General features: G+C 63.0%; 20 protein-coding genes. 4 read left to right on the plus strand and 16 right to left on the minus strand.

Features of this window, described 5'->3' with window-relative positions; translation table 11 throughout:
- Positions 1 to 195 precede the first annotated feature (195 nt).
- The 16 genes from pilV to AC3WQZ_RS33115 form a co-directional block, all read right to left on the minus strand.
- Positions 196 to 1,443: a shufflon system plasmid conjugative transfer pilus tip adhesin PilV gene (gene pilV, locus AC3WQZ_RS33040; RefSeq protein ID WP_058698189.1), complete on the minus strand. Its 1,248-nt coding sequence runs from the start codon at positions 1,441 to 1,443 to the stop codon at positions 196 to 198.
- A 7-nt stretch (positions 1,444 to 1,450) separates the two neighbouring features.
- On the minus strand, positions 1,451 to 1,930 hold the full coding sequence (locus AC3WQZ_RS33045) for a hypothetical protein (RefSeq protein WP_058698190.1): 480 nt from the start codon (positions 1,928 to 1,930) through the stop codon (positions 1,451 to 1,453).
- A gap of 169 nt (positions 1,931 to 2,099) precedes the next feature.
- A complete protein-coding gene (locus AC3WQZ_RS33050; protein ID WP_234788237.1) occupies positions 2,100 to 2,273 on the minus strand; it encodes a hypothetical protein in 174 nt (57 codons plus the stop codon).
- A 206-nt stretch (positions 2,274 to 2,479) separates the two neighbouring features.
- Positions 2,480 to 2,980, minus strand: a complete 501-nt coding sequence (locus tag AC3WQZ_RS33055; RefSeq protein WP_058698191.1) for a prepilin type IV pili — start codon at positions 2,978 to 2,980, stop codon at positions 2,480 to 2,482.
- A gap of 36 nt (positions 2,981 to 3,016) precedes the next feature.
- Positions 3,017 to 4,057, minus strand: coding sequence for a type II secretion system F family protein (locus AC3WQZ_RS33060; protein WP_058698192.1), 1,041 nt, complete (start codon positions 4,055 to 4,057; stop codon positions 3,017 to 3,019).
- The gene (locus AC3WQZ_RS33065; RefSeq protein WP_058698193.1) at positions 4,054 to 5,856 is read right to left on the minus strand and encodes a GspE/PulE family protein; all 1,803 of its coding nucleotides are present in this window, start codon (positions 5,854 to 5,856) and stop codon (positions 4,054 to 4,056) included. The genes AC3WQZ_RS33060 and AC3WQZ_RS33065 overlap by 4 nt, the downstream gene beginning before the upstream one ends.
- Positions 5,853 to 7,115 (minus strand): type 4b pilus protein PilO2, encoded by a 1,263-nt coding sequence (gene pilO2, locus AC3WQZ_RS33070; RefSeq protein ID WP_058698194.1) that lies wholly within the window; start codon positions 7,113 to 7,115, stop codon positions 5,853 to 5,855. Before pilO2 ends, AC3WQZ_RS33065 begins: the two co-directional genes overlap by 4 nt.
- Positions 7,116 to 7,118: 3 nt before the next feature.
- Complete coding sequence (gene pilP, locus AC3WQZ_RS33075; protein WP_081050309.1) at positions 7,119 to 7,787, minus strand: type IV pilus biogenesis protein PilP; 669 nt, start codon at positions 7,785 to 7,787, stop codon at positions 7,119 to 7,121.
- Positions 7,788 to 7,802: 15 nt separating this feature from the next.
- Entirely contained in the window at positions 7,803 to 9,464 is a 1,662-nt protein-coding gene (locus AC3WQZ_RS33080; protein WP_058698195.1) for a type II secretion system protein GspD, read from the minus strand.
- Complete coding sequence (locus tag AC3WQZ_RS33085) at positions 9,461 to 10,003, minus strand: toxin co-regulated pilus biosynthesis Q family protein (protein WP_058698196.1); 543 nt, start codon at positions 10,001 to 10,003, stop codon at positions 9,461 to 9,463. Before AC3WQZ_RS33085 ends, AC3WQZ_RS33080 begins: the two co-directional genes overlap by 4 nt.
- Before the next feature lie 28 nt (positions 10,004 to 10,031).
- Complete coding sequence (locus tag AC3WQZ_RS33090) at positions 10,032 to 10,466, minus strand: lytic transglycosylase domain-containing protein (protein WP_058698197.1); 435 nt, start codon at positions 10,464 to 10,466, stop codon at positions 10,032 to 10,034.
- Positions 10,466 to 11,731 carry a TrbG/VirB9 family P-type conjugative transfer protein gene (locus AC3WQZ_RS33095; RefSeq protein ID WP_058698198.1) on the minus strand — a complete coding sequence of 422 codons (1,266 nt, stop codon included), beginning with the start codon at positions 11,729 to 11,731 and terminating at the stop codon, positions 10,466 to 10,468. Before AC3WQZ_RS33095 ends, AC3WQZ_RS33090 begins: the two co-directional genes overlap by 1 nt.
- Positions 11,728 to 12,510, minus strand: a complete 783-nt coding sequence (locus AC3WQZ_RS33100) for a lysozyme family protein (protein WP_058698199.1) — start codon at positions 12,508 to 12,510, stop codon at positions 11,728 to 11,730. Before AC3WQZ_RS33100 ends, AC3WQZ_RS33095 begins: the two co-directional genes overlap by 4 nt.
- 4 nt (positions 12,511 to 12,514) lie before the next feature.
- On the minus strand, positions 12,515 to 13,744 hold the full coding sequence (locus tag AC3WQZ_RS33105; RefSeq protein WP_058698200.1) for a TraB/TrbI/VirB10 family type IV secretion system protein: 1,230 nt from the start codon (positions 13,742 to 13,744) through the stop codon (positions 12,515 to 12,517).
- Positions 13,744 to 14,643: a TrbG/VirB9 family P-type conjugative transfer protein gene (locus AC3WQZ_RS33110; protein ID WP_058698201.1), complete on the minus strand. Its 900-nt coding sequence runs from the start codon at positions 14,641 to 14,643 to the stop codon at positions 13,744 to 13,746. The genes AC3WQZ_RS33105 and AC3WQZ_RS33110 overlap by 1 nt, the downstream gene beginning before the upstream one ends.
- Positions 14,644 to 14,659: 16 nt before the next feature.
- The gene (locus tag AC3WQZ_RS33115) at positions 14,660 to 15,367 is read right to left on the minus strand and encodes a VirB8/TrbF family protein (RefSeq protein ID WP_058698202.1); all 708 of its coding nucleotides are present in this window, start codon (positions 15,365 to 15,367) and stop codon (positions 14,660 to 14,662) included.
- A gap of 442 nt (positions 15,368 to 15,809) precedes the next feature.
- Between AC3WQZ_RS33115 and AC3WQZ_RS33120 the strand changes: the two genes are divergently transcribed.
- The 4 genes from AC3WQZ_RS33120 to AC3WQZ_RS33135 form a co-directional block, all read left to right on the plus strand.
- On the plus strand, positions 15,810 to 16,862 hold the full coding sequence (locus AC3WQZ_RS33120; RefSeq protein ID WP_492301972.1) for a TadA family conjugal transfer-associated ATPase: 1,053 nt from the start codon (positions 15,810 to 15,812) through the stop codon (positions 16,860 to 16,862).
- 17 nt (positions 16,863 to 16,879) lie between these two features.
- A complete protein-coding gene (locus tag AC3WQZ_RS33125; protein ID WP_454749596.1) occupies positions 16,880 to 17,227 on the plus strand; it encodes a TrbC/VirB2 family protein in 348 nt (115 codons plus the stop codon).
- A 1-nt stretch (position 17,228) separates the two neighbouring features.
- Entirely contained in the window at positions 17,229 to 17,558 is a 330-nt protein-coding gene (locus tag AC3WQZ_RS33130) for a VirB3 family type IV secretion system protein (RefSeq protein ID WP_058698205.1), read from the plus strand.
- A partial coding sequence (locus AC3WQZ_RS33135) for a VirB4 family type IV secretion system protein (RefSeq protein ID WP_492301974.1) occupies positions 17,552 to 19,159 on the plus strand: 1,608 nt, incomplete at its 3' end. The genes AC3WQZ_RS33130 and AC3WQZ_RS33135, both read left to right, overlap by 7 nt.

Consider the following 19,159-nt stretch of genomic DNA (forward strand, 5'->3'; position numbering starts at 1 on the left):
AGGTGGTGGCGGCGGGGGCGGTGCCGGAGCGCCGCAAGTGGCCAGACCATTCTGGACGAGCCAGATCTTCCCGGCAGGACAGTCTGCCACTGTCATTGGTGACGCCGGAAACGTGTACAACTGTGCGGCCGCTGTTGAGAATTCGGCAGCGAGAACGCTCGCCAAAAGAATGCGCTTCATAGATCGATCTTGCTTCTAGTACATGCAGCCTGTCGTGACGGTGCCCAGCAGTTGCCCTCCAAGAGCCCCGGTATCGTTGCCGCTATACCAAGCCGCTGGCGACATGGCGCTTGCCTGCGCGTACCAGTAGGTGCCATAGTCGTTCACTGAGAAGTACGTTCCTTGAATGGGCGGCATTACGGTTCCAGTGATATTCACCATTTCCTGCCTTGGTGTGTACATCGCCCAAGCGGTGCCGCCAGGGCAGTTGTCCTTAGAGAACGTCATTCCATCCGATACGTTCTCGAATTTCCGCGTGATCGACAAGTTCCCCAACCCGTTGGTCAACGCGACATACCGGTTCCCTTTGCAGATGTAGCCGACGTTTGTACCGCTCGTGGCAAGCTGGCCATTGTTTCCGCACCACGTACCGTCGGTCACATTCGTGACGGCCGTGCCGATCGGCTGCCAAATGCCGCCGAAGCAAATCACGAGCCCCGTTCCCGTTGTGCTCGTCCGGATCGATTTGTCGACACCGCATGCGCTGCCTGGGCTTCCGGTGCTGGTCAGGTATGTCTCACCGTTGCTTGTGAGGGATGTGTTTGCCGACACCCGCCTTGCGTTGTTGACGTCATTGCCGCCCAGGTCGAGCGATGTCTGCATCTGGTTCAGCTCGGGATGCCCCGGTACCTGGACCCGGTACAGATACCCGTTATTGGCCTGCGCTCCGGTGAAGGCCAACAACGAAGCCAGCCGGCCACTCCCCGGGTTGGTGTAGTTCGCCAGCGGCACCTGCCACGCGCCGTACGCCCCATAGGCCCTGGTTGGCACCATCGTCGGGTCTCCGTTCTGCCCTGCGTATGGTACGAAGCCGCCCTGCGCACCGGCTTGCGCAGCGATCTGCACCAGCTGGCGCGTGTCTGTGATGGCACGGCCGCCCTGCGATGTGACAAGCGCCTGCAGGTTGTTTGGCGTTGGCTGCATGACCTGGAGCAACCACGTCTGCCCGAACACGTTCGTCACTGAGAAACCAGCGGGCAGATAGCCACCATTGACTAGCATCGCCGGCGTGACCGACACCGGCACACTCGCCGTGGCCTGGGCGACCAGCGTTGCGGCTTCGTCCTGCACGAACTGCAGGGCGGCCTTATCGAAAACCAGCATCTGGCTCGCCGCGGCTGCGGTCTGCACGTTCGTGACGCCGGCTTTCGCCCACGTCGCGAAGCCGGCAAGGCTCAGCATCGAGAGCATCAGCGCGATGAGATATCCGAGTATCGCTTCCATGCGTTTCTCAGGTGTTCAGCTGGACCCAGTGGACCAGCGCCCCAACGGGAATGTTCGCCGGCACGCTGTACGCCATGCCGGTTGCAAGATTGACGCCCGTGCCCTGACTTCGGACGCGGAACCACGCCAGGCTGCCTTGGGTGGTGCCGAGCAGCGACGCGCCCGCCCCTGAGGACACGCGCACATAGCCGTACACGTCCCGCCCCCCAGCTGGGTTGGCCACGGCCATGCAGCCCGCGCCGGCAGGAGTCACCATGCCCGCCGGCAGCACCGGCGTGACACTTGCTCCGACCAGGCCGGGCGTCGCGCCGGCCGTAGCTACGCAGGCTGCGCCGTAGGCCTGCGCCTGCTGTGCGGTGATGGTTGCCACCGATTCCATGCGACCGGGCACACCGGCACCGGGCGCCGCTTGCGACAACTGCGCGAGCTGCGCCACGAATCCAAGACAAAACAGGACCGTGGCGATGGGCATGATCAGGTAACCCATGACATTTCTCCTGAGGAACCAGCACGGGCCCTCGACCTCACTGGAAGGTGAGCGTAAAGGCGGCAGTCCTTGAGAAGCAGGGCCGCGCTCACGCCCTGCTTTGCGGTCCGACCGCCGCCTTCACCAAACTGAATTACCCCTTGCGAGCCACCGTTGGCAGAAGACAGCGTCATGGCATGCCCCAGGAATCGAGCAGCGTGGTGCTGCGAACCATGTCCGTCGGGAACACCCGCCGGTAATCATCGACGGAACGATCGCCGTCGTGAAGTTCGGTGGAGCCGTCGTAGCCCTGCGAGAACCCTGCGCGGGCAATCGTGCTCAGCTGTGCAATGTTGGTTGCCACTGCCCCGGCCTTGTGGCTCTGGATGCGGTTGTACCCCGCGTAGGAAACTACCAATGAGTGCCAACTGGCCCAGAACAATCGCGATGATCCGACCAAGAATCCCATCCACGTCATACCCCTAAAGTGCCATGCTCGATTACGTTGCCTTCCATCGTGGATGTGATACCGATGCAGAAGCGGTCGCTGTAGCCGCACGCTCGCCTTACTCACTGGAATGTCAGAGCGAAGGTCGCCGTGGCGCTACAGGCCGCGCCGGCGGTCGCCTGGTCGGGAAGGTTGGCCTGGTTGAACGTCGTCGAGCCGACTGTCAGCGTCACATAGTCCTTGAGACCCACGGCTGCGCTTACGCATTGCTTTGCGGTCTGTGCGTTGCCGCCGCCGAAGGTGATCACGCCCTGCGAGCCATTGTTGGCGGACGAAAGCGTCACTGCATTGCCCCACGGATCGACCAGCGTCGTACCGCGCACCATGTCCGTCGGAAACATGCCGCCAGTAACCATGGCCGCGATGTTCGCCGTCGTGAAGTTGGTATACCCGTTGTTCCCTTGCGAGAATCCGGCACGAGCGTTCGTAATCAGCTGCGTGAGGTTGGTCGCGACTACACCGGCTTTATGGGTCTGAAAGCCGTTGTAACCCGCGTAGGCAATGCCAACCAGTGCGAGCAGGCCCAAGACAATGGCGACGATGCGCCCGAGAATTCCATCCATTCGATACCCCTTTTTGAGTTTGAAATAAGCCGTTTGTTAGAACTGTCCCATCGAGGACGTGAGGATCGATGAGAGAGAGTTGGAGCCGAGCTGCAGCACCACGAAGGCCAGGAACATCAACCCGGTGAAGATCGCGGACATGACCATCCCTTTGGCGAGCAACTGCCGCTCGATGACCTCAGCGTTTTGGCGCACGGCCACCGTGATCTTTTCGGTGAAGTCATCGAAGCCCGCATATGCGCCGATTTCGTCGATTAGATCCAAGGACGGGAATCCATTGCCGGCCTGACGCATGGCCTCCGCCAGGTCCAGACCATCAGCAAGCCCAAGACGGATCGGCCGCAGCCGTGACGCCAGCCAGGGCGACGCCGAGCTGATCTGTCCCTCCAGCGCAACGGTGTCAGGTACGTTCGCCCGCAACAGTGCGACGAAGGACATCAGCCAGGTGAAGCCAGTAATCTCTCGGTACGCCGTGAACGGGAACACGTGCCGGTCACAGACTCGCCTGCCCGGCCCCGTCCATCGAGACAGCGCCCACCAACTCCAGCCGGCATATGCACCGATCCCGCCGAAAATCACTGGCGCTGGCCACCCCACCGCCAACTGCCCCATCCAGTACATCGCATAGGCCCAGTCCGTCCATCTTTGGAGCGGCAGTACATCGAGGAACTGCGGGACGATGTATCCCCCGATCAGCAGCAAGACCACGTAGAGCGTCACGAGATACACCGTTGGCGCGAAGAAGCTCGCCTGTAGCTTCTGACGAAGGCGTGTCGTCAGGTCCCGAACGTCCAGCACGAGCCGCATCGCTTCCGGCAATTGCCCCGCCCTCTCACCCGCGTCCAGCACGCTGCGCTCGAGATCGCTAAGGCTTGCGCCCATTGCCGCCATCAGTGTCTTGCCGTCGCGTACCTGGCGACCCACCTCGTTCGCCGCCTCGGCCGCGCGCTTTCTGCCGCGCCGAGCTTGCCGTTCGCGGAAATCCTCCAGAACCTGCGCGAGAGTCAGCCCATTCTCCAACTGGCTGGATGCCTGCTGATACAGGCGCCGCCGCATTCCCCAGGACAATCCGTTCACACTTGCTCCCGCATCGGAATGGCATCGACATTTCGCTCGGCGTCAACCGGATCGAGCCGGCCGGCCAGGACCAGGTCCATGGCGTGAGCGATCATCGGCTTGTCGGAGCCGGGCCGCGCCCTGTGGTTGCGCCTCGCCGCCAACACCCCGTCGTTGATGCAGTCTTGCATCAGCGCCTCGTTGGTCACTACGACCTCTGCCACTGCCTGCTGACCGACAATGCCTTCGCCATGGCAGTGTTCGCACCCTGCGCCGCGAACGCGCACGCCAAACAGATCCCCCCAAGAGCGCATCGCACGCATCATGTAGTCCGGCAGCGGTTCTGCCGCGCTTTCAATTGGCACGCAGCATTCCGAGCAAAGCAACGGGACGATCCGTTGCGCAATCAGACCGATGACCTGGTTGTGATTGCAGATCACGTCCATCGCCAGACGCACGTGGTCGAGCATGACGAGCCGCAAGAAGGTTTCGAACGGATCGGTCACGTGCAGGGTGGTCAGTACCAGGTGACCAGTGGCCGCGGCCTGCAGCGTTGCGATCGCCTCTTCAACACCACGGATTTCGCCCAGCAGTACGGCATCCGGGTCCATCCGCAGTGTCATGCGCAGCATCTCCGGAAAGCGTTCGCTTTCCGTGACAAGCTGGATCGCCCAGTCCATCGGGTACTCGGTCGGGTTCTCGATCGTGACCAGCCGCTTCTGGGGGAATAGACGGGCCTGGTGGCGGGTGCACTCGAAGAGCGTCGTCGTCTTGCCGCTGCCGGTTGGGCCCGTCACGACGATCACCCCCATGGGCCGACGAAGTAACTGCGAGATCAGTTCCACCTGTAAGGGCGTGTATCCCATCTCGCCGAGCTTGAAATCGCCCATCGGACTCTCTGGCATCCGAAGGTCCAATCGCTTCGCCGCCTCGAGCGCTTCGGACTTCTTGGCTCCCTGGTGATGTTCCCGGTATTGCAGGCGCGCCACGAGAAAGCCACCGCCGCTCTCCACCGGATAGGCCGGCCCGCGGACGATCCGCACACTGGAAAGGCCCGTGCCGGGCAGCGCGTCGCCGGCAATCTGCGCATCCTGGACGTCCAGCGGATTGTAGGTAGCGGCCTTCACGGTGGCCAAGCCCGTGTACATTGCCCGGATCAGTCGCTCCCCCTCTTCCCTGCGCATGGACAGGGCGGCGACCGTGCGCAGGTCCCCTTTGACCCGCACCTGGATCTCGGTATGGTGCTCACGGACCAGGATGTGGATATCCGAGGCGACCAGCACGGCGCAATCGGCAATCAGCCGGCGCGCCAGGCTCAACGTATGCAGGTCTGCATCCTGCAACAGGCCTGTACCGCGCTGCTGCCGCAATACCGAGAGTTCCTGCGCGGACACCTTGCGCACTTGTGGCGCCGCACCGCTGCGCCGCAGCTTCGCTTCCCAGGTAAGGAAGCGAGGCGTACCAAAGTGCCGCGCGTCCACGTAGATTTCGCAACCGTGCACCGCCAGCACCTGCTGCACTTCATCATTGGTGAGGCCGAACTCCTCGACGAGATTCTCGACATAGAGTCCGCTCTCGGACGCGCGCTGACGCAGAGCCGCCGCTTGCTCAGCCGTCAGGCGGTTCATGTTGCAGGCAACGCGGTCGAAGGTTGCCGGAATGGTCTTCGGATAGAGGATATGGGGCGCCAACACATCCGGTGGCGGCGGCAAGGTCAGCACGTCGGATTTCACCGACGGCTCGGCCCGCAAGGCAATTGCCGTGAAACGGGCAGGATCTCGGCTCGGATTGCGCCACAGGCGCGAAATGGTCCCGATCATCGTGGTTTTCCGACGTTGTGATTGGCCGCTACCGGCGGCGATGCACCGTCCCGCAGTGCGTATAGCTTCCCGGTTCCCTTCCATGCCTGAGTGGCTGCGTCGTAGCTGACTTCCGTGAGCCGCAAGCCAGGCACGGCATCAAGACCTCCGCCCGTGCCGAGCCAAGGCGGTGCGCCGAACGAGATATCTGCTGTCATGGAAAGCCAGGGATCAACCGGTGGATTGCCATTTGACGGAGGCAGCGCGGGCGGCATGGTCAACTGCAAGCCCACGCCACTGCCGTGCGCGTAGGTCCACATTGACCGCTGTGCATCCGCAACGGAATGAACAGCCGACGCCGAAGGCAGAAAGGCAGCCGGGACATTTGACGAGGCATTCGCCTGATTGCCGTCCGACGTGAGCACACCCGGCGCATTGGCGGCGATCCCGCCATCCCGCTTCCAGTTCGTTTCGATCGTCATGGTCGTCGAGGTGGCTCGCTTGCAGTGCCATCCGGCGAGCGTCCACCCAGCCTCAGCGAGCGCCTGGTTGTCCCACGCACGGCGGCATGCCTGAAGGAAGGCCGCCGGCGCGGCCTCTTCCACCCAAGGCAACACCCGTTGCTGCGCGGCCTCATTGGCACGCTGCGCGGCGGCGATTGCGCGTTGACGCATCAGCTGGGCTTCGCGCTCCGCCTTTTGCTGTTGGTCATACCAATACCACCCGCCCCCGGCGAGCGCGGCTGTCCCCGCGATCGCCGCCGCGACGTAAGCGGTCGACTTCCATGGCCCCGTCAGGACGTCCCGCATGGCCGACACGCCCTTCGACGCACGCGCCATCGCCGCCAGGTCGCGCAGCGTCCCCTCAACCTCCGTCCATTCGCCAAGCGCCCGATGCTGCGCGCGGACTGCAGTCAACTCTTCCAGAGTGCCGACTTGATCTCCACCGGTAATGACGGCATGGCCTTGTCTGACCGCCACATACCAGCAGCGGCTGCCTTGCAGGTGAAAGAGGCCCATCCATGGCTGACGATGCTGGCTCGCCACGATGGCGGCGAGCGGCTTTAGCCCAGCAGGCTTCGCGCCGGCCATGGGTTCGCAGAAGCCACTTTGGACCGCACCTTCGGCGCTTTCATGGACCACGCCCCAACGAACATTGCGGCCAAGCTCCAGAGCGCTTGCACGCAAGGCGCTATTGGTAGGCTGTGCCTCCTCGTGCAGCCAGGACAACCCAATAGCAAAGCCGCCCTTCAGCCCGGGGAATGACAGGATCTCGGCCATGGCTCAGGGCCTCAGCGTGCGCACGCGCTTGCCGTTGGCAAGCCTCACGCCGGCGTCATCGATGCTCACCACCTTCCAGCCGCCATCCAGCGTGTCACCGGCTTGAACCGGCACGGTACGCCCGTCGACATCGAGAATGGCGTTGTAGTGGCCGTCGAAGGCGCGTAGCGACACGAGGCGTGTCCCATCTGACAGCCTTGGGCTGGCCCCACCCGTCGGCATCGGACCGGTCAGCGAAATTGAAGGTGCCCCGCCTGGCTGCGGCGCCCCCGCAGGTGCGGCCGTGATCGAGTCCTCCGCGCGCTTCACTTCCGCCTTGTACTTGGCGATCTCCGCACGGGCCTTCCACAGCGCGAGCTGCGACTGCAGGGTGGCCAGCTCCGGCGCATCCGTGTTCCGAGACGGCTGGGTGGCTTCGACCGGAGCGCCTGCAGTGGTGCCTGCAGTCGCACTCGCTGCAGCGATCGCTGCGGTAGGATCCGTGACCGATTTCGCCGTCGGACTGGAAGCCGGGGGCGAGGTCACGTGGGCAGCCCCAACTGAGGCAACTGCGGCAGCAGCCGGATTGGGCGACGCGAGAGCCGCAGTGGTCGTGGCGGTCGCCGACAGACAAGCAACGGCGATGGTCAAGGCAGCCGCAGCCCAACGAAGATTCAATGCGCGTTTCTGCATAGTGTTGTCTCTGTGTTACAGGAGGCGAGCCGAGATCACGATTGCGATGACCGTGTCTCCCCTGGTGGCGCCGACACCGCCACCAAGAGCAGCCATCCATGGCTCACCGACGCCGTTGTTGGTCGTCGCTGCCTTCTGATTGCGCAGGCCTGTCAGCACCAGGGATTCGCCCGGCTTGAGGCTTACCGACTGCGCGAAGCGATTGGTCGGCATGGTGCGCAGCTGCACGCTGGTCTGATTCGCGTCGCCGCCTGCGTTGAACCGCTGCAGCGGAAGCAGGTCCGACAACGTCATATCGAAGTTCATCAGGATCCGGCCATCGACGACCTTGGGCAGGAACGCGCTGGTAAAGCCATAGGTCACGGTGCCTGTCTGGATGGAACTGGTCGAGCCGACATTCGCTGCCAACGTCGTCTGCGACTGCGGCACGTAGTCCTGCAGGGTTGCCGTCTGCAGGGCGAGCACCTTGCCGTTCTGGGTGACGCCTGAGCGCGACACCACCTGCGACACGTTGCCGAGGCTGGAGAGCGCCTGGACCACGGCCTTGCTTCCTGCCAGGGGGCCGCTCATGATCGTTGCGCCCAGGTTCATGGGCGAGGCGCTGCCGGAGATAGTCGGCGTGCTGGGCGAGCTGAAGGAGACGCCGGTGTGGCCGCTCGAGCTTTGGTAAGCGAGCGACAGGTTCAGGCCGTAGTTGTCCTCGCGCGTTACGCGGACTTCATAGACCTGCACATCGATGGCAACCTGCTTGCCATACATGGCAGCCAGGCTCTTCACGAACTGCTCGACGCGATCGCACTGTACGGGGTCGCCAGTGACCGTCAAAGTGCCCAAGTTCTTGTCAACAACGACCTCAGCACTGGCGCCGGCAACCGCCTTTGCCGTGTGCTGGAGTGTTTCCCAGGGCTTCATCTCGACCGACATGTTCGTCGACTGACCGCTCCTACCCGCGCCGGTCCCGCCAGCACCGCTGCCATTGCTGCTGGCACCGGACATGCCGCCGGAACTGCTGTCCGAGGTGGTGATCGATCCGGCCATGGATGAGGAGTCCGCAAGGCTCGGAAGCATGTAGGTACGCGTCTCGGTCCTGAAGAACGTCACGGTGCCGTCGTTATAGCGAGACCACGCGACAAAATGCGCCTCAAGCACCTCCAGAAATCCTTTGAAATTGCCTTCATAGCGCAGGGTCAACGGCAATGCCGGCGCCATGCTTGCGCCATTCGCCGATACCGAGGCTCCGCCGGCCAGCGGAGCACCCAGGTCCACCACACGCGGAGCCCCACCCATCGGGATAGGCCCACTTGGTCGTGGCCCGGATGCCGGTTGTACTTGAGCCGGGATGACTGGCAGCGCCGACGCGTCCACGGTGGCGCGCACACCGACGCTTTGCGCGATCCAGTTGGCGGCCTCGGTCAGCGAGCCGATGCTGCCTTTGAACACCACATGCTTGCTGTAAATGTCCGGTTGTGGCTTGCTTGCGCGAACCTTCTCTCCCATCAGCCATGCGCCCTCATGCACACGGAACACCGGCCGGCTGCGCGGCGCATCGGCATAGTGCGCGTTGGCCTCACTGCCGATCGCAGTTTGTACATTGCGTGTTTCGATCACGCCGCAGCCGGACATCAACGTGGCGGCCGCCACGGCAGCCGCCGTAAAGCGTTTCCTTCGCATACTCATTGCACTATTCCGTTTTGGCTGATGATCACCGTGCGGTTGCCGCGCCAGCTATCGCCGACCACGTCCGCACCATTGCTCGCGAGCTCTTCGACGACACGCTTGACGGCCGTTTCGAAGTCACTGCCGTAAGCTTTGTCGCCGGGGACGATCCAACCGTCCGGGACGTTCCATGCCACTGTCCAGCCAGCCCGGGTAGCCCAGCCTTGAAGCTGTTGTTGGAGGGGCTCCCCTTTGAGGAGTCTGAACTCATGAGCCACCGGCGCGACGGCCGCCGCAGCGGGCGAGGTGTCACCGGAGCCCAACACGGCGCTGCCTGTTACAGTGGTCCTCATGGGCGACACAGCGGCCAGCAGTGCCTCCCCGCCGGCGGCCTTGCTGGTGCGCTCGGGCTGCAACGACTGCCACCCATCGCTCGACAGTTGTTGTGCTGGATGCGCGCTGGGTGCCTTGGAAGCGTTGGCGGCCGGCGTGACGCACAGACTGGTGACCAGCGAGGCAATAGCCCCGGCGATGCGGATGGTTCGGTTGGATTGGCGCATAGCTATGCTTTCGAATGAACGGAATGGACTACCGCAATGCGGCACGTTGCAGCGCCTGCCACCGGGCATGGATCTGGTTGGCGTACCGCAACTGCTTGTCGGGCGACGCGGCGTTGTATGCGCCAACCGCCTTCCATGTCGGGCCGAAGCGCTGGATGTTCTCGCGCAGAATCCAGGCGCCGACGTAGGCATTCACGCAGCCATCGAAGAGGTGGGCCCGCGTAATGCCGTACTTGCTCAGCCGCGGCAAGTGAATCGAGTTGATTTGCAAGAGCCCAATATCCTCTGAGCCGTTCGTATTTCGGTTAGTCACCCACGGCCTCATGCCGGACTCTTGGATGGCGATGCTCCGCAGCAGCGGCGGGCTGACACCGTGGAATACGGCGGCATCGTCCAGGCAGTCGGCATAGGCAGTCCCAGCCAGCAGTGAGGTGACGATCAGCGCTCCGATCCTGCGAATCATCACAGCGCCACCTTCCCGGGTTGCTCTTTGAACCGCACTTGCGGCACGCGATCCACGTAGACCACGTTTCCGTCGGCGATCACCGTCAATCGCGCCGCAATGCCGTTGAATTTGTAGTAGCGGTCCTTTTGCTCACCGTTGCGCTGGTGGTCATCGCCGAAGACCGACACGCTGACCATCGATTTGGCGAAGCTCAGGTAGGTCGTGCCGTCCTTTTCGAAAGCCATTTCCAACCCGGCGCCGTTCTCTCGCGGGAAGACGTAGTCAATCTCCGGCACGCGCTGCACACTCACGGACTTTCCGTCCGCTATCGCCGTAAACCGGTCGACGGTGGCAAAGGACAGCACGCGCTGGGCCTCATCCCACTTCGTCCAGATCTTGCTATCGGTCTCGTCGCGCAACACCAGGTCCCTGGGCTCCTGCTCGAGCCGAATCTCGATGCGACCCTGCTTGTTGTCGCGGATTGCGACGGCACCGAAGGCCGATGCCAGGGTCGGGCCCTCCGGCAAAGGCGTTCCGGCCACCGGCACCGACGCTGCGGCTTCTGTTGGGCCGCCCGGCTCCATATGGGCTGCTGTCGCAGAAGCTTGCACCAGCCCACCCGTCCCCGCGGCCGACGCTTCACCCATCACCGAGAAGCTCTTCGGAGGCGCAACGCGCAGTGCGATGTTGCGGCGAGTGAAATCCACTTCGGCGTAAAGATCGCGGCGATCGAGGACCCGCGCGAGCGCCTGGAGCCAGTTCTCGCCACCCTGCAGCTCAATCGAGACGTCATCCGTCAGCGGAATGTCCTTCTGCGCCGTGCCGGTCCAACCGGCAGGCGCAATAGACTTGACCATTTGCGCCAATGGCAGGGACGACCGTCCCGCGCGCACCAGTGGCAAGCCCGTATAGCTGCCGATCAAAGCCAGCCTGCCCGAGATCGCCGCGCGCGGCAGATCGCCCAGCGGATTGGCCGGCTCGGACGTAAAGCCGTTGGCTCGCTTCCAACGCGCCACGACCGCCTGGCCGTTGGCCGAATAGCGCACCACATCGGGAACACCATCGACCACCCAGTACGGGCCGTTCTGCGCGGCACCGTCAGCCTGCACCACTTGGCCCGGCCGCGGTTGGATATACGTCGAGAGCCCGTCATTGAAGATCAGGGCAGGCCGATCCGCAGCCCGCGCAACGACCTGGTAATCGAAGTCCAGCGGCTCGGTGTCGGTCGCTGCGTGAGCGCTCGCCATCAACACCAGCGCGGAGAGAAGAAGCGACCTGATCATCGGAATTGGGCGACGTGGTTCATGAAACGAGCGAAGTACGGCCCGCCGCGCTCCGGATTGGCGCTGTGGTACCAGGCCACGGCCTTCATCGGGGAGCCGCTGCGCCGCAGGTTTTCGGCCAGGATGTCCTCCGCTACGCGGATATTGGTCGCCGGTGCGAGCGCTTCCCAAGGCGACGAGAAGCGCTTGCCGTGATAGCACCAGTTCACCTGCATAAGACCGACATCAAAATCGCAGCGCTGGCTGGCCAGCAGGCGGTTGACCGCCGCGTACGCTTCCTCGCGCGTGGCGAAGAACATGCCGCGCCCCGCGACGTTCAAGGTCCACGGCCAAGGGCGGCCGCGGTATGCCGATTCATTCATCGCGATGCCAGCCGTAATCTTGGGATCGACTCGTTGGCCCATCTGAGAAAACGGCTCGGTCTTCGGCGCGCAACCCCACCCGCCACGGCGCTCCGCGAGCGCTTCTTGGGCTGCTTCGGTGAGGATGGGCGGCCGCAGCCAGCCTTCGCGTGCGAGGAGGACAGCGATCGGCACGGCCTTCCCGCCGAGTTGGACGACTGGACCTTCCTCGGCCCCGGGCTCGATCAATGCGCCAACCAGCCTGGCCGACCAGCCTAGAAACGCGTCGAGGCCGCAATACAGGACCGGTTTTCCGGCGATGGTGTGCAGCCGGTCTTTTCCATCGGCATGCACTACCAAGGCGTTCGGGCTGATCACAGCCTGAATCATTGCGGCCTGTGCCGCGCCGGCGAGTACCAGCGTGGTCAGGGCGAGCATGGTCTTAGTCACGATATGCCTCCAGCACCATGTCGTGCTTGACTTGCACCATCATCTTCTGGCCCGGCTCGGTCGTGATCGTCGGACGGATGCTCTGGTTGCGGTTCAGGATGGTGGATGCGGTTTGCGCTGCAATCTGGCCGGCAGCATTGCCGTACGTCGTCAGGCCAGACGGTCCCACGGTTGTGGCTGTGTTGCTGTCATTAAAGCGTTGCTGAAGGACACCGATAACCAGGGCGCCACTGAAGATCTTCCAGAAATGGTTGTTGACGTCTCCACTGATGCCGGAGTGCCCGTTTGGGTCCGCCCCTTGCATACCCATGAGGGGCACCGTCTTCCCATTGGGCAACTGCATACGGACGAACGCGGCGAGGATGCGCTCCTGGCCGATCGTGACCTCGGCGCTGTAGGCACCTACCAGGGTGCTGCCGGCTGGGATCACCTTGCACCGCCCATTCACCGTGTCGTAGACGTCCTGCGAGACGGTCGCGCGGAATTCGCCCGGCTTGTCCGAATTGAGGCCGCCCGCGAACGTTGCCGGGATGACGAAGCCTCGGCTCAGCGTGCACTTCGGGAGCTTGCCGTCGAAGCCGGTGCGCAAGGTCGTCATGGCACCTGCTTCGCGGAGAAACTGCTTGTCCGGCGAGACGGCCAGTTCCGGCGCTTCCGGCGCCCCGTTGGCAGTGCTGGCACGGGCCACGGCGGCTTGCTGCAGCGCCCGCATCTGCGCGGGATCGGTCAGATCAGCAAGCCCGGCCGGCACCTTGGCCTGCCCGAGTTGGGACTTGCGCATGCCCTTCTTGAAGATCGAGGCCGTGAAGATATCGTCTTCTTCGTTCTTCTTCGCATCGGATGCTGCAGCTTTGGCCGGGGCGGCAAGATCCTTCGCCGTCATCACTGGCGCGCTGCCTGTGTCCGGCTTCACTGCCAGTGCGCGTTGGCGCTCCGCTTCAGCACGCGCCTTGGCCGCCTGATCACGAATCGTGGCCTCGAGCGTCTGCCCGTTGTCGCCGCTGCTGGCCCGTTGGCGCAGCTGCTCCGCCCGATCCTGCTCGGCCTTGGCATCGGACTGCTCTTCGCTGACCGACTGGAAGTAGTAGCCGAGCCCGCCCACCAGCAAGGCGGCGATCACGCCCAGCGCCATGACGATGTTGCGCGGCAGCTTTCCCTTGACGGTGCGCTCCTGCGCATCCGTCACATCGGAGACACCGGTGGACGATGTGCGATCGCGCATCAGAACAGCCCCAGGATGCGCCGGCGACCGCGCTCGACCTTGACCTCCTCGCTCCCGGAGCGCAGGGCGATGGCTTCCGCCAGCCGCTGTACGACCAGAAAGTCGCCACGGCGTATGAAGTTCACGACCACATAGTCGCTGCCGTCCTTGGCCAGCGGCACCGGCCAGTCCGCGCCCTTCGGTATCCGCAGCCACACCGCCTTGCCATCATCAAAGGCTGCCTCCGGCTTGAAGCTGGCGCTGCCCGAGATGGAATACTCGAAATTGAGCTGCTCAGGCCCTACGGCAAGGGCATCCGGATTGCGAACGCCCTCCAGATCAGCTCTCCCCTCGCCCCGCTCGCCTCTCGCATCACTACGCGCCTTGGCCTTGGCCGCAAACGTCGTGGGGATACGAAAGCGCACTTTCTGGTAGAAGATGCCGCCCAACGGCGACGATACGAGCGTGAACTCGTAGCTGCGCTTGTTGGTGTTCACTGAAAGGGTATTCACCAGACCCGCCGCTTGGGGCTTCACGTACAGATGGTTCAGGCCATCGGTTTCGTAGTCCCAACGAACGCTCTCACCCCACGCCGGCTCGCCAACGATCTGCTCGTCCTCGGGGAACTCGATCGTGGTCATCTTCAGCGGCGCGCTCAGCACACGAAAGATCTGGTCGCGGTTGTAGGTAAAGACGACGAGGCGGGAGTCACCCGGCAGCGCGATCGGCTCTACGCCGCCGTTAAAGGGGTTGGCCGGGTTCATGGCGTCGCTAATGTCGCCGATGCCGAGGCCCGCGACACTGGCGCCGACCCGGCGCACCGGCTTATCGGCGGCGTGCGCGTCCGGTATGGCAAGAGTCAGCGCCATCACAGCGGCGGCAACCAGGGAACTCAGCGGGGATGACTTGCGGATATCCATGAGCGTAGACCCGGCTTCATGCCGGCGATTTCTGGAGGCTGAAGAAAACGGGATGGACACCGAATGGATTCGTGCCAAGCACGGCGTCGCTCGTCGGCGGTTTTACCTGGTAGCGGAACGTCATCGCGTACCGCATCTTGCGCGGCTTGTAGCCGTCCTCCGTCGTGGTGGTAATGAATTCCACCGCGACGGTACTGTCGGGCAGGACGGCCACATTGGTTACCTTGACTTCGCGGACAAGGGTTGCCGACGCACCGACTTGCCGAAACGGTTCATCCTCTGCCACCCAATCCTCGAACTGCTTGCGAGAGGATCCGATCATCTGTTCGCGGACAGAACGCAGGTTGCGCGCCATCCGTGAGTCCTCGACCTGGGTTGTCAGGATCGGTTCGATGGTGAACCAGCGCGTCACGAGATCCTTGAGGGCCCATTGCAACTGAATGCCTTCCGGCTGGAACGCCTCAAGCTCTCGCACGATCGGCTTGCCGCTCGCATCCGCCGACACGCCTACAGCCTTCACGACCGAAGGCGGCGGTTCACGCGTCATGATCGCCGCCAACGCAATGCAGCCCAGGCCGAGGGTTGCGACCTTCCAATGGTTGCGCTCCACGGAGATTCTTGTGGTGCGATCGAAGATCAGCTGCTCGGGGCTTTCATTGCCATACATCCCTGGCGCAACGGCGAGGGGCTTGGCATTGTCGGAATCTTTGCGGAAGAAGCGCATGCTGCGGCAGTCCTTTGGGATGCCGCCAATTTAAGCAGTGAAGTCACCCCTTCAGGTCGCAGAAAGCCATGCGATTTTGCGCGGCTTTCCGAGAATCTCCGCGATCTCGCCAGATCACGCAGGACACTTGAGAGACCTCCGGACGCTGTAGCGACGCCTGGATCCTGCGACGGGCTTTGGGAGCCGGCTAGAGGCGTCGTTTGATGCTGCCTCTCCCGTCGCACCCTATATCCAACTGCCCCGAAGGAGGATTACCCGGAAAGCCGATGGTTTTGGTATCCCTTTCCGCGAAAACAGCATGAGCATGCTCAGACTTTCCTCTTCGCACCACACCAAGGCGTTGGCTCAGATCAGAGCCGTGCCGAAGAACCGTAGAAAGCTGGCAAAAGTCGTATATCTTTCAACGCGCCACACGATACATCGCCCGCCAACAATAGCGGGCATGGAATCCTCAGTCTCCAACCACCCCATATTGCAACTCAGCCAGCTCGAAGAAAGCGCGGTCGCGATGTTCTTCGAATCACTGGCGCCGCTTCGCGCCTATATCGATGCGTCGGATGTGGCAGAAGTCATGGTCAACCGGCACGACAGCATCTGGGTGGAGCGTCGCGGCGAGATGACGCGACTGGACGTGAGAATTGAGCCCGCCAAGTTGGAAGGCGCTGTTCGCTCCCTGGCTTCGTCGGTGCAGAAGTCTGCGGTGCGGGGCACCGCACAAGGCATCATCAATGCGGGCCACAAAGGGCTTCGGATCGCCGCCGTCATGCAGCCCACCGCCATTGACGGTCATGCGCTGAGCATCCGCCGGCACCGCGAGACCAACCTGTCTCTCAGCGACTATGTCAAGGCGGGAGCCTTCTCGTCCCGACACGCCCGCAGCAAACACACCGATCAGCCCATCTTCACGGGCTCTGTCGAAGATGAAGCGCTCAAGGATGCCCTCATTGGGCTTGTCCGGCAGCGCAAGAACATCCTCGTCGCTGGCGGCACATCTTCCGGCAAGACCACATTCTTGAACGCCCTGGTCGAGAACATTCCCGACTGCGAGCGTGTCCTGACCATCGAGGACACGATGGAGCTCAAAACGCGCGTACCCAATACGGTCCGCCTGCTCTCCAACACCGACAAGAACGTGACCACCCAACAGCTGGTCGCGCTCGCCCTGCGCTTCCGTCCCGACCGCATCCTCGTTGGCGAAGTCCGCGGCGGGGAGGCGTTCGACCTGCTGCAAGCGCTGAACACGGGTCACGACGGCGGCATGGCGTCGCTGCACGCGAACAATGCCCGCTCGGCCCTCTCCCGCATGGAAAGCCTGGCGATGCTTGGCATCCCGCCAGGCTCTCGTTGGGACTTGAATGACATGCGCAAGCTGATCGCTGAGTGCTTCAACTACGTGGTGCATATGCGCCGCTCCGGCGAAATGCGGCACGTCTCGGAAATCATCGAGATCAAGGGCTTCCGCAACAACGACTACGACCTCGAACGCGTTTTCTAAACCAAGGAGTCTCTCCAATGTCTTCCCCGCTTGTTCAATGTGCCGCCAAGACGGCGCGCAAGTACGCCCCGTCGATGCTGGTCCTGGTCAGCATGATGAGCGTGGCCACATCCGCCGTCGCGGCCGACTACGGGTTCCTCGGCAACCTCGGCGAATTCATCTGCGGCATCGCCACGTTCATCAACACGAAGTACCTCTTTGTCGCCGGTCTGATCCTGATCGTCCTGGGCGCCATCGGTATCGCCAACTCCGAGTCGACCATCATGAAGTTCGTCTCGGTGATCTGTATCGGTATCGGTCTTGCCGCTGCGGCCCCGGCAATCATGAAGACCCTTGGCGTCGCCGCACAGTGCACGGGCTTCTGATATGCGCGAGCACCACGTCAGCATCGGCCTTTCCCGGCCCCGCCAAATCGGCGGTGCGGTGCGCGGGCTGGCCATCGCCAACGGCACGGTCGTCGCATTGCTGGTGTACGTGACCTTTCGAAGCGGCTGGAAGATCCCGGTCGCAGTGGTGCTGATGGGCATGGCGTTCCATGCGCTCTTGCGCTGGCTCACGACGCGGGACCCATGGTGGAACCAGATTCTGAACGTCTATAACCATTACGGCGATCTGTACGAGTCCACCCCGTGGCACGGCAAGCTGCATACCCTCTTTCGCCGTCCCTACGGCTTTGACAGCGACCTGCCATGCTGAAGCTAAAGCGCCGTCCCCTCTATGAGTTGGTGCCGTGGCTGACATCGATCACGCCGGAACTGATCCTCAACAAGGATGGGTCGCTACTCGCTTCCTACGAGTTTCAGGGTGTGGACGCCGACAGCCCCGATAGCAATGACATCACGTCTGCGCGCAATCAACTGGATCAGGCATGCCGCACATTCGACAACCGGATTACCGCGTGGTGGAAGATTAGCCACCGGCGCGCCCGGGACTACGTCGCAGGAGAATTCGCGTCGCAGGCCGATGGGCGTCTGGACGCGCTTAACCGGGCGCACATGACGACCGGCAAGTACTTTCATAATGCCCACTCGCTGGCACTCGCTTACACGCCAGAGAGCGGCATCGCGAAGTTCTTCGACAAGGCCGGTTTCCACATGACGGTCGGTGGCAAGTCCATCTACGCGGCGATCTTCGAGGCGACGAAGGACACGCTCTTCGCGCGCAGCGCCTTTGCCTTTGATCTGGAGAAGATCTCGACCGATGCGCGTCGCTTCGAGTCGATGCTCGACGCGTTCACCGGCGGCGTGCCGCGCCTGCGCACCCGCCGCCTTGTCATGCAGGAAAGCTATGCCGCCCTGCACCAGGCTGCCAATCCGAGCGTTCCGGCGCGGCGCATTCGTTACCCGGTGACTCTGCTCGATACCCACCTGACTGAATCCGAGGTTACCGTCGGCGCCGAGCGCTTGTTGTTCGAGTCTGCTCACGGCAAGCGGTACGCGGCAATCGTCGCCGTCAAGGAATGGATGAGCTTTCAGGAAGCGGCACTGGACAGCCTGATGCGGATCGACGCCGAGCTCGATGTCTGCATCATGTACCGATTCCTCGACACGGCTCGCGCTGCTGCCTACATCGAGAAGGTCAGGCGCTTCTACAAGATGGCAGCGCTCAACATCCGCTCTATCCTGAAGCAGTACTTCGCCAAGGAGGAAGCCGAAAACGACGAGGGCCGCGAGGAACTGGCCAAGGAAGCTGGCAAGGCGCTCCAGCGCCTAACGGCCAAGAACACGCAGCACGGCTTCGCCAACATCTCCATCATCGTCTACGGCGATTCCGAGGCGACCGTGGAGGACTCGGTCAGTGAGGTGGTTGGTGCGCTCACCAATGCTGGCTTTGGGGCCATCCGCGAGAAAGCGAATCTGATGCCCGCCTGGAACTCTACCCTGCCCGGCCGCTGGGACAAGCAGCGCCGACTGCAGTTCGTCGAGACGCCGGCGGTTTCCGACCTCGCCCCCGTCCGATCTGTCATGCCCGGCCCGTTACGCAATGACTGGCTCTCCGACAAGGCGGGCAAGGAAGTGCCGCCGCTGACCTGCCTGCCCACTCGCCATCGGACCGCGCAACGTGTCGACCTGCACCAGCCCGGTGGCAATGCTCATCTGATCGTCATTGGCCCAATCGGTGCGGGTAAGTCCGTGTTCCTGAACTTCCTGGTTTCCCAGGCTGGAAGACACGATGCTCGCCGCATCCGATTCGACAAGGACCGATCCACTCGCATCACGACGCTCCTGAGTGGCGGGAAGTTCATCGACATCACCGGCAAGTTCGAGGCTGCGACTCGGGTAAATCCGCTGTCGTTG

It is taken from the genome of Cupriavidus sp. FW305-26 (assembly GCF_058787975.1).

Excerpts from the sequence above, each read along its gene's own strand:
- pilV (WP_058698189.1), bottom strand. The coding sequence starts at position 1,443 with ATGGAAGCGATACTCGGATATCTCATCGCGCTGATGCTCTCGATGCTG.
- AC3WQZ_RS33045 (WP_058698190.1), bottom strand. The coding sequence starts at position 1,930 with ATGGGTTACCTGATCATGCCCATCGCCACGGTCCTGTTTTGTCTTGGA.
- AC3WQZ_RS33055 (WP_058698191.1), bottom strand. The coding sequence starts at position 2,980 with ATGGATGGAATTCTCGGGCGCATCGTCGCCATTGTCTTGGGCCTGCTC.
- AC3WQZ_RS33065 (WP_058698193.1), bottom strand. The coding sequence starts at position 5,856 with ATGATCGGGACCATTTCGCGCCTGTGGCGCAATCCGAGCCGAGATCCT.
- pilO2 (WP_058698194.1), bottom strand. The coding sequence starts at position 7,115 with ATGGCCGAGATCCTGTCATTCCCCGGGCTGAAGGGCGGCTTTGCTATT.
- pilP (WP_081050309.1), bottom strand. The coding sequence starts at position 7,787 with ATGCAGAAACGCGCATTGAATCTTCGTTGGGCTGCGGCTGCCTTGACC.
- AC3WQZ_RS33080 (WP_058698195.1), bottom strand. The coding sequence starts at position 9,464 with ATGAGTATGCGAAGGAAACGCTTTACGGCGGCTGCCGTGGCGGCCGCC.
- AC3WQZ_RS33085 (WP_058698196.1), bottom strand. The coding sequence starts at position 10,003 with ATGCGCCAATCCAACCGAACCATCCGCATCGCCGGGGCTATTGCCTCG.
- AC3WQZ_RS33090 (WP_058698197.1), bottom strand. The coding sequence starts at position 10,466 with ATGATTCGCAGGATCGGAGCGCTGATCGTCACCTCACTGCTGGCTGGG.
- AC3WQZ_RS33095 (WP_058698198.1), bottom strand. The coding sequence starts at position 11,731 with ATGATCAGGTCGCTTCTTCTCTCCGCGCTGGTGTTGATGGCGAGCGCT.
- AC3WQZ_RS33100 (WP_058698199.1), bottom strand. The coding sequence starts at position 12,510 with ATGCTCGCCCTGACCACGCTGGTACTCGCCGGCGCGGCACAGGCCGCA.
- AC3WQZ_RS33105 (WP_058698200.1), bottom strand. The coding sequence starts at position 13,744 with ATGCGCGATCGCACATCGTCCACCGGTGTCTCCGATGTGACGGATGCG.
- AC3WQZ_RS33110 (WP_058698201.1), bottom strand. The coding sequence starts at position 14,643 with ATGGATATCCGCAAGTCATCCCCGCTGAGTTCCCTGGTTGCCGCCGCT.
- AC3WQZ_RS33115 (WP_058698202.1), bottom strand. The coding sequence starts at position 15,367 with ATGCGCTTCTTCCGCAAAGATTCCGACAATGCCAAGCCCCTCGCCGTT.
- AC3WQZ_RS33120 (WP_492301972.1), top strand. The coding sequence starts at position 15,810 with ATGGAATCCTCAGTCTCCAACCACCCCATATTGCAACTCAGCCAGCTC.
- AC3WQZ_RS33125 (WP_454749596.1), top strand. The coding sequence starts at position 16,880 with ATGTCTTCCCCGCTTGTTCAATGTGCCGCCAAGACGGCGCGCAAGTAC.
- AC3WQZ_RS33130 (WP_058698205.1), top strand. The coding sequence starts at position 17,229 with ATGCGCGAGCACCACGTCAGCATCGGCCTTTCCCGGCCCCGCCAAATC.